The organism is Paraferrimonas sedimenticola, assembly GCF_002282855.1.
Lineage (GTDB): Bacteria > Pseudomonadota > Gammaproteobacteria > Enterobacterales > Shewanellaceae > Paraferrimonas > Paraferrimonas sedimenticola.
In genome coordinates this window covers 121715-136737 of the sequence record NZ_NRIR01000002.1, presented here as the reverse complement: position 1 = coordinate 136737, position 15023 = coordinate 121715, and the positions used below count along the sequence as shown (strand labels likewise).

The 15023-nt window shown below is 54.4% G+C and carries 13 protein-coding genes; all 13 read right to left on the bottom strand.

Annotation, left to right across the window (positions count from 1 at the left end):
* Positions 1–27 precede the first annotated feature (27 nt).
* The 13 genes from ftsA to rsmH are packed head-to-tail and all read right to left on the bottom strand — an operon-like array spanning position 28 to position 15017.
* On the bottom strand, positions 28–1263 hold the full coding sequence (gene ftsA / locus CLC93_RS04015) for a cell division protein FtsA (RefSeq protein ID WP_095504665.1): 1236 nt from the start codon (positions 1261–1263) through the stop codon (positions 28–30).
* A 21-nt stretch (positions 1264–1284) separates the two neighbouring features.
* Positions 1285–2079, bottom strand: coding sequence for a cell division protein FtsQ/DivIB (locus tag CLC93_RS04010; RefSeq protein WP_095504664.1), 795 nt, complete (start codon positions 2077–2079; stop codon positions 1285–1287).
* Between the two features lie 8 nt (positions 2080–2087).
* Complete coding sequence (locus tag CLC93_RS04005; protein ID WP_095504663.1) at positions 2088–3014, bottom strand: D-alanine--D-alanine ligase; 927 nt, start codon at positions 3012–3014, stop codon at positions 2088–2090.
* The gene (murC, locus tag CLC93_RS04000; RefSeq protein ID WP_095504662.1) at positions 3011–4465 is read right to left on the bottom strand and encodes a UDP-N-acetylmuramate--L-alanine ligase; all 1455 of its coding nucleotides are present in this window, start codon (positions 4463–4465) and stop codon (positions 3011–3013) included. The genes CLC93_RS04005 and murC overlap by 4 nt, the downstream gene beginning before the upstream one ends.
* Positions 4462–5553, bottom strand: a complete 1092-nt coding sequence (gene murG, locus CLC93_RS03995; protein WP_095504661.1) for an undecaprenyldiphospho-muramoylpentapeptide beta-N-acetylglucosaminyltransferase — start codon at positions 5551–5553, stop codon at positions 4462–4464. Before murG ends, murC begins: the two co-directional genes overlap by 4 nt.
* Positions 5550–6761, bottom strand: a complete 1212-nt coding sequence (gene ftsW / locus CLC93_RS03990) for a putative lipid II flippase FtsW (protein WP_095504660.1) — start codon at positions 6759–6761, stop codon at positions 5550–5552. Before ftsW ends, murG begins: the two co-directional genes overlap by 4 nt.
* The gene (gene murD / locus CLC93_RS03985) at positions 6754–8061 is read right to left on the bottom strand and encodes a UDP-N-acetylmuramoyl-L-alanine--D-glutamate ligase (protein ID WP_095504659.1); all 1308 of its coding nucleotides are present in this window, start codon (positions 8059–8061) and stop codon (positions 6754–6756) included. Before murD ends, ftsW begins: the two co-directional genes overlap by 8 nt.
* A 7-nt stretch (positions 8062–8068) precedes the next feature.
* The gene (gene mraY, locus CLC93_RS03980; RefSeq protein ID WP_095504658.1) at positions 8069–9154 is read right to left on the bottom strand and encodes a phospho-N-acetylmuramoyl-pentapeptide-transferase; all 1086 of its coding nucleotides are present in this window, start codon (positions 9152–9154) and stop codon (positions 8069–8071) included.
* Positions 9154–10524 carry a UDP-N-acetylmuramoyl-tripeptide--D-alanyl-D-alanine ligase gene (locus tag CLC93_RS03975; RefSeq protein ID WP_095504657.1) on the bottom strand — a complete coding sequence of 457 codons (1371 nt, stop codon included), beginning with the start codon at positions 10522–10524 and terminating at the stop codon, positions 9154–9156. Before CLC93_RS03975 ends, mraY begins: the two co-directional genes overlap by 1 nt.
* On the bottom strand, positions 10524–12002 hold the full coding sequence (gene murE, locus CLC93_RS03970; protein ID WP_095504656.1) for a UDP-N-acetylmuramoyl-L-alanyl-D-glutamate--2,6-diaminopimelate ligase: 1479 nt from the start codon (positions 12000–12002) through the stop codon (positions 10524–10526). Before murE ends, CLC93_RS03975 begins: the two co-directional genes overlap by 1 nt.
* Complete coding sequence (locus CLC93_RS03965; protein WP_095504655.1) at positions 11999–13756, bottom strand: peptidoglycan D,D-transpeptidase FtsI family protein; 1758 nt, start codon at positions 13754–13756, stop codon at positions 11999–12001. The genes murE and CLC93_RS03965 overlap by 4 nt, the downstream gene beginning before the upstream one ends.
* Positions 13753–14073, bottom strand: a complete 321-nt coding sequence (gene ftsL, locus CLC93_RS03960; RefSeq protein WP_095504654.1) for a cell division protein FtsL — start codon at positions 14071–14073, stop codon at positions 13753–13755. The genes CLC93_RS03965 and ftsL overlap by 4 nt, the downstream gene beginning before the upstream one ends.
* A complete protein-coding gene (gene rsmH / locus CLC93_RS03955; protein WP_095504653.1) occupies positions 14073–15017 on the bottom strand; it encodes a 16S rRNA (cytosine(1402)-N(4))-methyltransferase RsmH in 945 nt (314 codons plus the stop codon). Before rsmH ends, ftsL begins: the two co-directional genes overlap by 1 nt.
* Between the last annotated feature and the right edge of the window lie 6 nt (positions 15018–15023).

Genomic DNA, 15023 nt, shown 5'->3' with positions numbered 1-15023 from the left:
TATTCCAGTTGGCCGCGCTGCAGCCCCCTAAAATTCCCCTTTGAACCAGCGCTGGATCTTTGTCCAAGTGCCGGACACTGGATTGGTTTCTTTGTTGTCAGTGCGCTTGTCCATCATTTCGCGGGCGCCATATCTTAGCAGCCCCACCGCGGTGGAAAAACCCGGTTGTTCCACGTATTCGGACAAACCTTTCACTTCCAACGGCTTAGCGACGCGAACTTGAACCCCAAAACAGGCTTCAGCCACATCTACCACACCTTCAATTTGGGCAGTACCGCCGGTAAGGACAATACCTGCCACTACCTGGTCTTCTAGACCGCTTTTGCGCAGTTCATCCTGCACTAATTCGAACAACTCTTGATATCTTGGCTCTACCACTTCCGCCAATGTATGGCGCGACATAGAGCGCGATGGACGCCCTCCCACCGACGGCACTTCAATATTCTCTTCCTGGCTGACCAAGTTGGAACGCGCCGAGGCGTACTGCACCTTAATCTGCTCTGCGTGCGAGAGTGGCGTTTTGAAAATCTTGGCGATGTCGTTGGTCACCTGATTACCGGCGATCGGCAGCACCGCGCTGTGACGCAATGCGCCATGGGTGTAGATGGCAATGTCGGTGGTACCACCGCCCATGTCCACCAGACACACGCCCAAATCTTTTTCATCATCAGTCAGCACAGCATCAGCCGATGCAATTGCTGAGAACACCAAGTCATCTACGTGCAGATTGCAGCGCTCAACACTCTTGGTAATGTTCTTGGCCATGTCATTGGCGCAGGTCACCATGTGCACCTTGGCTTCCATACGCATCCCCGACATACCAATCGGGCTGCGAATACCGTCTTGCACATCAATGGTGAATTCCGATGGCATCACGTGCAAAATTCGACGCTCATTGGGGATCTTCACCGATTTGGCGGTGTGAATCACATTGTCGACGTCTTCCTGAGTCACTTCTTCGTCGTTGATGGACACCATGCCGTTCTCGTTTTGACAAGCGATGTGCTTGCCCGAAATGCTCAAGTAAACCGAGGACACTTGGCAGTCAGCCATGAGTTCGGCCTGATCCATGGCGCGCTGAATTGAGCGCATCACTGAGTCGAGGTCATTCACCCCGCCCTTGTCCATGCCGCGCGACGGGTGGCTACCCACACCCACTACGCTGATCTCACCGTCGGGCAGCACCTCGCCGATGATTACATTGGTCACCGAAGTACCAATGTCTAATCCCACAATCAAATTTCTTTCCATGGTCTTGGTCATTTGTTAACGACTCTCTGCGTTTTAATTTTGCCAGCCCACCGCCAACCCCGTGTCATAGCGCAAATCCACGTAGCCTATGGCGTCAGGCTCATTTTCCAATATCGGGTACACATTGATAAAGCGCTGTACCCGCTCCATTTTCTCTTTTCGCCCTAGCCGCAACTCAATACCGCGCGCTAGGGTCAGCTGCCAAGATTGACGATCGCTTAACGTCATCTCAACCGCTTCAAATCCGTTCTGACGCAGCAGCTCGCTGACTTGCTGATACGCCTCTAGTACTTGTTCGCTGACCTTGTCAGGCCCTGCCAGTTGAGGCAAGTGCTGCACCCCCTCTACCTCTGGTGCGACAAACACCTCACCTTTGTCATTTAACCAGCGCGGCGGTTCGCCCTGCCAGCGCGCCACCGGATGCTGCTCAATCAGGTGGACTTTGAGCTGACGCGGCCACTCTCGTCGCACTGTAGCACGGTACACCCAGGGCAGCTCGGTCAGAGTTTGCCGAACTTGATCCACATCTGCTGTGAAGAAGCTCGAAAGCATCAAATCCTGCAGTGCCTCACGAACCTCTTGGTCCTGAGTGAACCTTCGTTCCCCTTTTAAGCCCACCGCTTCAATCGGAAGCGCATCGGCATCTTGCAACACTATCGCCAATTTCCAAGCGCCACCGCTGAGAAACACAATCACGCTCAACAAGAAGCCAAGCCCTAACCACAAGCTCCAGCGAATTGGCGTTGACGCTTTCGCGCTTGGCTTTTTGGTCGATGCTTTGGGCTGCCCTTTGCCCTTTCCTTTGCCTTCTTTGGCCTTCGTCGCCATGACCGCCGCTAGTGCGCCCCCGCCAAAATCTTCACCGACAATTCAGCGAAACTCATACCTGCTTGCTTGGCGGCCATAGGCACCAAACTCTTTTCTGTCATACCTGGCGAGGTGTTTACCTCGAGCAAGTAAAAGCGGCCATTGCTATCGCGCATAATGTCCACTCGACCCCAGCCGGATACCGATGCCGCTTGATAAGCGCTAAGCGCCAACTTAGCAATCTCGGACTCTTCTTCGGCGTTTAAGCCGCTTGGGCAGAAGTACTGAGTAGTATTGCTCTGATACTTGGCCTGATAGTCATAAAAAGTATTCGGCGTTTGCATGCGAATCGATGGCAAGGGCTGCTGGTCCAAAATTGCCACCGTGTACTCAGCACCTGTGATCCACTGCTCTACCAATACCTGCTGGTCGTACTTAAACGCCAGCGCTAGTGCTTTATCGAGCTCATCGGCATTGGTCACCTTGGCCATGCCAACACTTGAGCCCTCGCAGGCAGGCTTCACCATAGCCACACCGCCAAGCTCAGCGAGCACCTGAGCGCAATCCACGTCACCGTAGTCGGCGCTATCCACTACTCGATAAGGTGCAGTGGATAAACCTAGGTCATGCCAAATCTGCTTACAGCGCACCTTGTCCATCGCCAGCGCCGAGCCCAATACTCGACTGCCGGTGTACTTAATGCCCAAAACCTCTAGAGCACCTTGCATGGTGCCATCTTCCCCACCGCGACCGTGCAAAGCGATAAAGGCGCGCTCAACTTTCATCGCCAGCAAATCGGTAATAGGCGCTTTGGCTGGGTCAAAGCCAATAGCGTCCACGCCAGCGCCTTGCAATGCTGACAGCACAGCCGCGCCAGAATTGAGCGATACTTCTCGCTCGGCGGAATCACCGCCATACAGCACAACCACTTTGCCCAATGTGCTGACATCTATCATTCGCTTTCACCTTTCAAGGCTGAAATCTTTAACTCAGTAGCCGCTAGCGTCTTGGCTAGCTGGCCGATATTGCCCGCACCCTGGGTCATTACCAGATCGCCATCTTTGAGCACGTTGGCCAAAATACTCGGCAATTGCTCCGGCCCGGCCACATAAATCGGCTCCAATTGACCGCGCTGGCGAATTGAACGGCACAGGCTGCGGCTATCCGCCCCTTGAATTGGGGTTTCACCCGCGGCGTACACCTCGAGCAATAACAGTGCATCCACTTCGCTTAGCACGTCGACAAAGTCGTCGTACAAATCGCGAGTACGGGTATAACGGTGCGGCTGATAAGCCATCACCAAACGGCGCTCTGGCCAGCCCTGACGCGCCGCTTTAATGGTGGCGGCCACCTCGCTTGGGTGGTGTCCGTAATCGTCCACCAGCATCACCTCGCCTTGACCGGTGTCAAACTCGCCCAGGTGCTGGAAGCGACGGCCAATGCCTTCAAAGCTTTGCAGCGCGCGCATAATGGCTGGATCTTCAATGTCATCTTCGCTGGCAACAGCAATTGCCGCCAACGCATTTTGCACATTGTGCTTGCCCGGCAAATTGAGCTCGACTTGTAAGTCAGGTTGGCCTTGTCGACGCACGGTAAACTGGCTGGCGTGACCGTTTTGGGTGAAGTTCAGCCCTTGCACATCGGCGTCTTCGCTAAAGCCATAGGTCACGTATTTACGTCCGACCTTTGGCAAAATCTCGCGCACCACTGGGCAGTCGATACACAACACAGCTACCCCGTAGAAAGGCAGATTGTGCAGAAACTCGATAAAGGTGCTTTTGAGCTGCTCAAAATCACCGCCATAAGTGTCCATGTGGTCGGCTTCGATATTGGTCACCACCGCTACCATAGGTTGCAGGTGCAGAAAGCTGGCATCCGACTCATCCGCTTCGGCAATCAAAGTGCGGCTACTGCCCAAGCGAGCATTGGTACCGGCGCTATTTAGAAGACCACCAATCACAAAGGTCGGGTCACGCTGTGCCTCGCCATAGACAGAGGCAATCAAACTGGTCGTGGTGGTTTTTCCGTGAGTACCGGCCACCGCAACACCATGGCGATAGCGCATGAGTTCTGCCAGCATTTCAGCGCGGCGAACAATCGGAATACGCGCATCTCGCGCCGCTTGTAATTCAGGGTTACTCTGGTCAATCGCCGTCGAAACTACTACCACATCAACGCCAGCCACAGACTCGGCCTTATGGCCTATCTCAATACGCGCACCCAGCGCTTGTAAGCGCTCGGTCACAGCATTGGTGGCAATATCACTGCCACTGATGCGATAGCCTTCGTTGGCCAGTACTTCGGCGATACCACCCATACCGGCACCACCGATGCCGACAAAATGTATTTGTTTTACCCGGCGCATTTCCGGGATCATGGCTCTTAATGAGCTACTTGCTTGATTCATGATTGTTCCCTATCCGCCAATTGTTGGCACACTCCAGCAACCACCGTGGTTGCGTCTAGATGTGCCACACTTCGTGCTGCTCGCCCCATTTGCGTCAATGCATCAGGTGAGGCGTGCATTTTCGTAATCTTATCCACCAAGGCTTGCTGGCTGAGGTCCGGCTGAGCTATCAGCTTGGCCGCGCCTGCATTCACCAACACCATGGCATTCTTGGTTTGATGGTCATCCACCGCGTGCGGGTATGGCACCAATAAACTCGGCTTACCCACTGCGGCCAGCTCGCTAACCGTCAGCGCACCACTGCGGCACAAGACCAAATCGGCCCAATCGTAGGCGGCGCGCATGTCATCGACAAAATCCGCCACCTGCGCTAATTCAGCACAGCCTTTTTCGCGGTAGGCCTGCTCAACATCTGCTGAGTTACCCTTGCCCACTTGATGCCAAACCGTCAGACCAATGCCTTGCGCCGTTAGCGCTGCGACAGCACCTGGTACCTCTTGGTTAAACACTCTCGCACCCAAGCTGCCACCGACTACCAACAATTTAAGTGGCAGTTCCACCAAGCGGCTTTGCTCGCCCAGCTCAACCAGCTCTGGACGCACGGGGTTACCCACCACTTGCGCGTCCACTTGATCGAAAGCGCCGTTAAAGGCACAAAGCACCTTGTCAGCAATTCGACTCAACAACTTGTTGGTCAGTCCTGGCAGTGCGTTTTGTTCGTGCAGCACCAAAGGCACTCCGCACCACTTGGCTGCCACACCACCAGGGCCACTGGCAAAACCGCCCATGCCCATGACCACGTCAGGCTTGAAGCTCTTTATCACGCGGCGTGCCTGCAGCATGGCCTTGATAATTTTAAAAGGCGCGGCGAGCTTGCGAACCAAACCATTGCCGCGCACCCCTTGAATATCGATGTAATCGATATCAAACCCGTACTGAGGTACTAAGCGCGCTTCCATGCGATCTGGGGTACCCAGCCAGCGAACCTGCCAACCCTGGCTGCGCAGATGCTGCGCCACGGCAAGGGCTGGGAACACGTGTCCCCCGGTTCCGCCTGCCATCACCAATAGTCGTTTCGCCTGACTCATCGTTTCCCCTGGGTCGCCTGAATTTGCGACCGTCGTAATTCAAAATCTATTCGTATCAGGGCAGCCGCTGCCGCGGTCATTACCCACAGGCTACTGCCGCCGTAACTGATAAAGGGCAGTGTGAGCCCTTTGGTGGGCAACATGCCGATGCTTGCGCCCACATTGACCCCAGTCTGAAAGCAAAACCAGATGCCAATGCCATAGGCCAAGTAGCCGCCAAACGCCTGGTCGTTGGCCAAGCACTGGCTGCCCAGCTTGAGCGCTTTAAACACCAAGCTAAACAGCAGCACTAAAATTGCGATAACTCCGATAAAGCCTAGCTCTTCGCCAATCACAGCAAAGATGAAATCCGTGTGGGCTTCGGGTAAGTATTCCAGCTTTTGAATGCTATTGCCCAAGCCTTGCCCCAACCAATCACCACGGCCAAAGGCCATTAACGATTGAGTCAGCTGATACCCTTCGCCAAAAGGGTTCTCCCAAGGGTCTAGAAACGAGGTCACTCGCTTCCAGCGGTAGGTCGAGGTCACCGCCAGTGTGATGATTAGCACCACGCCCATGGTCAACAGACCGCAAAACTCGATCATGCGCGCACCGGCTAAAAACAACAGGCCAATCACGATAACGAATAACACCACGCTTGAACCCAAGTCCGGCTGTAACAGCAGCAAGAATGAGAACAGTCCAAGCAGAATAATCGGCTTCAAAAAGCCCCAAGCCGCGCCGCGAATTTCTTGGTGACGGCGCACCAAATAACTGGCCATGTAAGCGCAGAACGCCAATTTGGCCAGCTCGGCCACTTGAATGTTAATCGGGCCCAAGGAGAGCCAGCGGGTCGAACCATTCACCGTTTTACCGACAAACAACACGGCCACCAGCATGCTGCCAACTAACAAGAAGCCATAGCCCGAGTACTTTTGCCACTGCTCCACACTGACTTGCAGCATGATAAGGCCAATCACCACACAGCCGGCCAAGTAAAACAAATGGCGTAGAATAAAGTGGTTGGGATTACCGGTCAGCGAGGTGGCCTCTGGCATAGAGGCTGATGCCACCATCACAAAACCAACCGCCATCAGTCCGAGAATGATCGCCAGCAAACTGCGGTCGTACATCACCATGGTTGGTGCTTTCGGACGACTTAGCCAACGCCAGGGTGCAGCGTCACTGACTTTGCCAAATAGGGCTAACTGCTGTTCTTGACTAGCCATTGAGCCCTCCTACTAATTGGCAGAAGTGCTCACCGCGCGCCATGAAGTTAGGATACATATCCAAACTGGCACAGGCCGGCGATAGCAGCACTATGTCGCCATCTTTGGCGGACGCTGCGCAAAGCGATACCGCTTGGTCTAGATTAGCGACGACCTTGGCTCGCTCACTGAGCGTTGCCAGTTTGTCGCCGTCTTTGCCAAAGGCGTACACAGCTTTGGTGTTCGATAGCGCCGGTGCAAGCTCACTGAGATCCGCTTGCTTAGAGTCGCCACCGAGAATCAGATACAAATCACCGTCGATATCAGCCAAACCTTCGAGAGCCGCCAAAGTGGCGCCCACATTGGTGGCCTTGGAATCGTTGACATAGCGCACGCCGTTGACCGTGGCCACAGTCTGACATCTGTGTTCTAGCCCCGGATAAGATTGCATCGCTGCCAGACTGGGCTTCAATTCAAGTCCGCAAGCTTCGATTAGCGCCATCGCGGCTAGCGCATTGGCTTGATTGTGACGGCCCAGCATGGTCAGTGACTCACTGCGAGCAAACACTTGTACGCCGCGGCGCAACTGACCATCAACGCAATTCCAATCGGCACTCGCCGACAAACCAAAACTGACCTGCGAGCTTGCATCATTCGCCCAGGTTTGCGGGTCGTCAAAGTTGGCCACTATCGATTGGGTTTGCTGATACAAACGGCGCTTGGCCGCCAAATAAGCGGCGTAATCTGGGTAGCGGTCAAGATGGTCTTCAGAAACGTTTAGAATCGTCGCCACGGTACAATTCAGGCTGTGACAGGTCTCGAGCTGGAAGCTGGATAATTCAAGCACGTATATATCAGCGTCTTGCTCCAACAAGTCCAGTGCCGGTGTGCCAATGTTGCCACCCACTGCCACTTTAACCCCAGCGCTAGCCAGCATCTCGCCCACTAGGCTGGTGACGGTGGACTTACCGTTGGAGCCGGTGATCCCAATCAACTGGCTGGATGGCTTACGCGCGCGCGCAAACAGCTCAATGTCGCCAATCACTTCAACGCCAGCGTTTTTTGCAGCAGCAATGGCAGGCGTGCTCAGCGCCAAGCCTGGTGACAGAATAATTTGACGCGCCTGGGATAATTGCTGCTGTGGCAAGTCGCCACAAATCAGTGGCACCTTGGGGAAATCTCGAGCCAGCGCTTTTGCACCTGGGGGCGTTAGGCGAGTATCACACACAGCAGGGGTCAAACCTCGGGCGCACAAGTGCTTCACCACAGACAGACCTGTGGTGCCCAAACCGACTACCCAATGCGATACTCTTTGCGTCATCGTCTCCCTACCTGAGTTTGAGCGTGGCTAAGCCAAGCAAGACCAAGAACAGAGAAATAATCCAAAAGCGCACGATCACTCGCGGCTCTGGCCAACCTTTCAACTCATAGTGGTGGTGAATCGGCGCCATACGGAAAATCCGCTTACCGCCGCGCAACTTGTACGAGCCCACCTGCAAGATCACCGACAGAGTTTCGATAACGAACACACCGCCCATGATCACTAATAAAATTTCTTGTCGCGTTAGTACCGCAATTGCGCCCAAAGCCGCACCCAATGCCAGTGAACCCACATCGCCCATAAACACCTGGGCTGGATAGGTGTTAAACCACAAAAAGCCCAAACCCGCACCCATCATGGCGGTACAGACAATCACAAGCTCTGCCGATAGCGGCAGGTAAGGAATATTGAGGTAATTGGCGAACTGCACGTGACCCGAGGCGTAGGCAATAATCGCAAACGCAGCCGCGACCATAACAGTGGGCATGATTGCCAGGCCATCTAAGCCATCGGTCAAGTTCACCGCGTTGCTCGAGCCCACCACGGTAAAGTAAGCCAGTGCAATAAACACCAGTCCCAATTGCGGCATGATGTCTTTGAAGAAAGGCACAATCAGCTGTGTCTCACCATCCACAGAGGCGGTTGCATACAAGCCCACTGCGAACACCAACGCCGCAGCCGATTGCCAAAAGTACTTCCAACGAGCCACCAACCCATCGGTGTTTTTGCGCACCACTTTGCGGTAGTCATCGATAAAACCAATCGCACCAAAGCTACCCAGTACGAATAACACCGCCCAAACGTAACGGTTAGACAGGTCACCCCAAAGCAGCACTGACACGAAAATGCCCGCGAGGATCAGCACACCACCCATGGTTGGAGTACCGCGCTTACTAAAGTGGCTCTCTGGACCCTCGTCGCGAACCATTTGGCCAATTTGCATGCTCTGCAAACGGCGGATCAGGGCAGGACCTGTCCACAAACAAAAAACCAGTGCCGTCAACAACCCCAAAATGGCTCGAAACGAAATGTACGAGAACACGTTAAAACCCGAATAAAACTGGGTCAGGTATTCGGCTAAATAGACCAGCATTACTGCCACTCTCCTTCATCAAAAGCTGTCAGCAAGTACTGCACCACGCGTTCCATGCGCGCACTGCGCGATCCCTTCACTACAATCACCTGCGGCCCTTGGCGCTGGCGTAACATGTCCAATAGTTGTGACTGCAACTCTTGAATGTCGTCGAAGTGTTGACCATCTGCCGCAGCCGAAGCATGCGCACTTAGGCTGCCTAGGCTAAACACTCGGTCAACTTGCCGAGTTTTAGCGTATTCGCCCATTTCGCGGTGCAAAAGGGGAGCATTGTCGCCTAATTCGGCGCAATCGCCCAGTACTAAGCTGGTGCTTGCGCAGTTTTTCGCCAGCCAATCGATAGCGGCTTTGACTGAAGCCGGATTGGCGTTGTAACTGTCATCCACAATACAGACATCGCTGCGCTGATTGAGTTGCATGCGACCAGGGACCCCAGCCAATTGCGATAGGCCACTGGCCACTTGAGACAGAGATAAACCCACTTGAAGAGCCATGGCTGCGGCGGCCAATCCATTGGCTACTTGATGTTCACCCGGCAGATTCACTTGGATGGCCTGAGTCTGACCTTGATAATTCAACACAAAGCTGGCACACCCTAGCTCGTCGAGCTTCACCTCGGTGGCATGCAAATCGGCACTATCATCGTAGACCGAAAAGGTCACTATTTGACGATTGAGGTTGGCCTGCAACATATAATCGGCGTAATCGTCGTCTTGGTTGATTACCGCCACACCGTCACTGGCCAACGCGCCATAAATTTCTGATTTGGCTTGAGCGATACCGTCGCGCGAGCCAAACCCTTCTAGGTGGGCATCGCCGACGTTGTTGACCAAAGCCACCTTGGGTTTAGCCAACGCCGAAGTATAGGCAATCTCACCAATGTGATTCGCACCGAGTTCGAATACACCAAAATCGTAGCTCTCGTCTAAGCGCAACAAGGTCAGCGGCACACCAATCTCGTTGTTGAAATTGCCTTTGGTGGCCAGCACATTGCCTGCTTGGCTCAAAATCGAGGCCAGCATTTCTTTGACTGTGGTTTTGCCGCTACTGCCGGTAATCGCTAGGGCCTGAATCTCAGCCATATCACGTACCAGCTCGCCTATCTTGCCTAGGCCAATTTGGGTGTCTGTGACAATGACCTGAGGGCAGTCTATGGGCAGTTGGCGGCTCACCAAAAGCGCGGCAGCGCCCTGCTCGTAAGCTTGTTCGGCAAATTCGTGGGCATCGAATCGCTCTCCGATCAAGGCTACGAACAGGCCACCGCGAGTCACCTGGTTGCTATTGGTAGTTACCGAATCAATTTGTCGGTCAGCGCCAACTAACTTGCCATTACAGGCAGTGGCGATAGATTGCAGGCTCAAAGGAAACATTATTGGTCTCCTTTGTCGTTATCATTCAGCAGCGAAGCCACATAAGCGCGCTCGTCATAGGGCAGTTTTTTACCCATGACTTCGTGATAGGTCTCATGGCCTTTGCCGGCCACCAAAATCACATCATCCGTATCGGCCTGCGCCAATGCCTCAGCAATGGCTTGGCGACGGTCCTGTACTTCGATTGCGGCTTGCGGATTCGTCAGTCCTTCGCGCATTTGGCGAATGATCTCTGCCACCGACTCGCTGCGAGGGTTGTCCTGGGTTAGCACTAGCTGATCAGCGTGGGCTTCAGCGGCTTGCGCCATCAATGGGCGTTTGCCTTTGTCTCTATCACCGCCGCAACCAAACACGCACCAAAGTTTGCCTTTGGTGTGTGGGCGAAGGGCCGATAAAGCTTGCTCTAATGCATCCGAAGTGTGGGCATAATCCACCACTAAGGTGGCCTTGCCTGGGGCGTGATAGGCTTCCATGCGACCGGCGATCGGTTGCAAGTGGGTGCACACCTGAGTCAGCTGGGTTAGATCGAATCCCAACAAATCGAGAGCGCCCAAGGCCGCTAGCAAATTGGATAAGTTAAAGGGTCCTAGCAGGGGCGAATTGATTTCAAACTCACCCGATGGGCTGTGTAAGGTCGCACTAACACCTGCATCGTGGTAGTTCACCTGAGATACAAAGTAATCGGCGTTCTGGTGACCAGCCACACTGTAGCCGCTGGCCTGCTCGCCAAATTCCTGATGCCAGCTCTGCCCTGTGCTGTCGTCTAAGTTAAACAAACGATGCTTGAGGCGGCGAAATTCAAACAAGCGACGTTTCGCCAAGGCATAGTTTTGCATGTCGCCGTGATAGTCCAGATGGTCACGACTCAAATTGGTAAATACCGCCACGCTAAAGGGTAAGGTCGCAACGCGTCCTTGTACCAAGCCGTGAGACGAGACTTCCATGGCTACCAATTTGGCATTGTGATTTTGACAATCGTGCAGCTGTCGCGCGGTAGTGAGCGCATCCGAGGTGGTATTGATACTATCGCTCAGCGAACCCCATAGGCCATTGCCAATAGTGCCCAGTACCGCAGCTGGTTCACCGGCCAAGCTTACCAATTGGGCCATTAGCTGACTGACCGAGGTTTTACCATTAGTACCAGTGACGCCTGCCAACAAGGTCTGCTTATCATTAAATGGGTATGCCTGACGCGCAAGTGCCGCTAGCTGTCCAGATAACTCAGAAAAATAAATCACGGGAGCGCCGAGATTTTCTACTTGCCCGTGTTGTTTCGCATCGTCGCTATGACACAAGACAGCACTGGCACCAGCCTCAATGGCTTTGGCGATAAATCGACGTCCGTCTAGGGCGTGGCCAGGAATGGCCACAAATAAATCCCCTTGCTGAATTTCACGAGAATCCAACCTCAGATGAGCAAACTGCTCAGGGCCTGAGTAGTGAAACCAAGGGGCCAATAAATCCCGGATATACATCATCGGGCTCGCTCCTGCAGCCCTGCTAGCTGCAATCGTTTTTCTCTATTGGTGACCGGTTCGACGTTGCGCATCTGCAACGCCCCTGACATCACCTTGGCGAACACGGGCGCTGCCGCGTCACCACCGTAATACTGATCGCCTTTCGGCTCGTTAATCACTACCGCGATAGCCAACTCAGGTTGGTTGGCCGGTGCCACACCAACGAAAGAGGCCACGTAATCATCGCCATAGCCACCGGCCACCGCTTTACGGCTGGTGCCGGTTTTACCCGCTACCGGATAACCTTCAATGTGAGCCTTGCGCGCCGTGCCGCCTGGCTCGGTCACGCCAACCAACATGCTGCGTACCGTGCGCGCCACATCAGGGGCAATCACTTGCTCACCTGCGGGCAGCTGAATCTGGCCATCAACTTCGGGCAGTTTCAGAATACTCACCGGCATCTTCAATCCATCGTTGGCCAAAGTGGCGTACAGTTGCGCCATTTGCAGTGCGGTCACACTAAAGCCATAACCAAAGCTTAGCGTAGCCCGTTCGTGCTCAGACCAACGGTTACGCTCGTGAATCACCCCAGAGGACTCTCCCGCAAGATGGATACCAGAGTAATTGCCCAGTCCCATTGAGTAGTAGGTGCCCAGCAGCTGTTGTACCGGCATTGCCAAGGCCACTTTGGAGATACCCACGTTACTGGATTTCACCAGCATTTTAGCCAGGTTCATATCGCCGTAGTTTTGCGAGTCGCGCACCAAAGACCCACCCAAGCGCATGTAGCCTGGCGATGTCGATACGATTTCGTCTTTTTTGATAACGCCCGCTTCTAGGCCTGCCACCACCACGAACGGCTTAATGGTAGAGCCCGGCTCATAGGTGTCGGTGATCGCGCGATTGCGCATTCGATAGCTTTGACGCTGACTGGTGGAGTTAGGGTTAAACGACGGGGTGTTCACCATCGCCAGCACTTCGCCAGTCTTAATATCTAGCACCACCACCGAACCCGAGGTCGCTTGGGTCGACTCGGTGGCGCGCTTGAGCTCGCTGTATGCCAGCGACTGAATCCGTTGGTCCACACTCAAGACAAGATCATTGGGGTGTTCGCCTTGCTGCACCACAGACAAGCGCTCCACCACGTGACCGTTTCTGTCTTTGCGCACCCGTTGCTTTTGCGGTGAGCCGGTAAGCCAGTCGTTGTAGGCCTTTTCAATGCCTTCGATGCCCTTGTCATCGATATTGGTGATACCCACTAGTTGGCTGGCGATCTCACCGGTTGGGTAGTAACGACGGGACTCGGGTTTTAAATAGATACCGCGAATTTTGAGCTGGCGAACGTACTCAGCTACCGCAGGGGTCACCTGGCGGCGCAAATACACAAAGCGCTTTTTGGGATCCCGCTGCACACGCTTGAGTAGAGGGTCGAGTGGCTGGTTGAGCACGTCAGCCAGCGCCTGCCAACGACGCATGTCTTCAAAACCGTTGCGCTCAAACACCACTTTGGGGTCGGCCCACACCGCCTGTACTGGCACGCTCACCGCGAGCATTTCGCCGTTGCGATCGGTAATCAGGCCACGTTGAACCTGTTGTGAGGTGGTACGTAGCGAGCGCATGTCGCTTTGCTTGCGCAGCATCTCAGGCTCGATCACTTGCAAGTATGCCGCGCGCACCGTGAGCCCAAAAAACAGCATGGCGATACAACCGGCCACCGTATACAGGCGCCAGGGGATCACTTGCGGTTTTAGCTTGCTACGTGCTTGCCGGCTCATGGCAGTCGCACCACCTTTTCATCCTTGGGTGCTGGGCGAACCATGCCCAGCTGTTTATCGGCAACCCGACTGACGCGGCTGTGTTCCGCCTGGGTTTGCTCTTCTAACAACAAATGGCGCCATTGAATATCCAAATGGTCGCGCTGTTTTAATAATCTGTCCCACTCGCTGGTGAGATTGCGGTTAGCATGGCTGGTGTAAACCACTACCAATGCATTGCCCACCACAAGGCTTGCCAACAGCAACACCCATTTGTGCTGCCACAAATCGGCACCAATCACACGCCAAAGCTTTATGCCTTCGCGGGCGGCGGCCATTACACTTCACCTTCTAAACGGGTCGCCACGCGCAACACCGAGCTGCGCGCACGAGTATTGGCAGCCACTTCAGCTTCGCTTGGCTTAATCGCTTTGCCCTCGGGACGCAGGCGTTTGCTGCGGTTAATCTGATCTTCGGTCACCGGCAAGCCATCGGGAATTGGATCCCCTTGCGAGTGGCGGCGAATAAAGCGTTTCACCATGCGATCTTCAAGGGAGTGAAAGCTAATCACTGATAAGCGCCCACCAGGCTTTAGAACCCGTAAGGCCCCTTCTAGGGCCTGATCAATTTGTTCCAGCTCGCTGTTGATGTAGATGCGTATGCCTTGAAAGCTTCGCGTGGCTGGATGCTTGTTGCGCTCTTTGGAGCGAATTAAGCGACCAATCAAGTCCGCCAACTGTTTGGTACGAGTAAAGGGTTCTTCGACGCGGTCCTGTACAATGGCGCGCGCAATTTTCTTGGCAAAACGCTCCTCGCCATAGGTCTTTAATACCCAGGCAATATCTTCCGCTTCGGCGCGATTAAGCCAATCGGCCGCAGTCTCGCCCTGACTGTCGTCCATGCGCATGTCCAACGGACCGTCGTTCATAAAGCTAAAGCCGCGCTCGGCGTCATCCAACTGTGGCGAGGACACGCCCAAGTCCAGCAGTACGCCATCGATTTGACCGGTTAGTTCCAGCTCATCGATATAGCGCGCCAACTGGCCAAAGCCACCGTGAACAATTTGAAATCTAGGGTCGTCGGCAAAGGCTTTTGCGGCTTCTATCGCTCGAGGGTCGCGATCAATCGCAATCAGCCGGCCCTTGTCGCCCAAGCGTGACAAAACCTCGCGACTGTGGCCGCCACGGCCAAAGGTACCGTCGATGTAGATGCCGTCGGGTTTGATGTCCAAACCGTCGACCGCTTCGTGAAGTAATACTGTGATGTGCGCTTGTTGAGTCATGGGGCT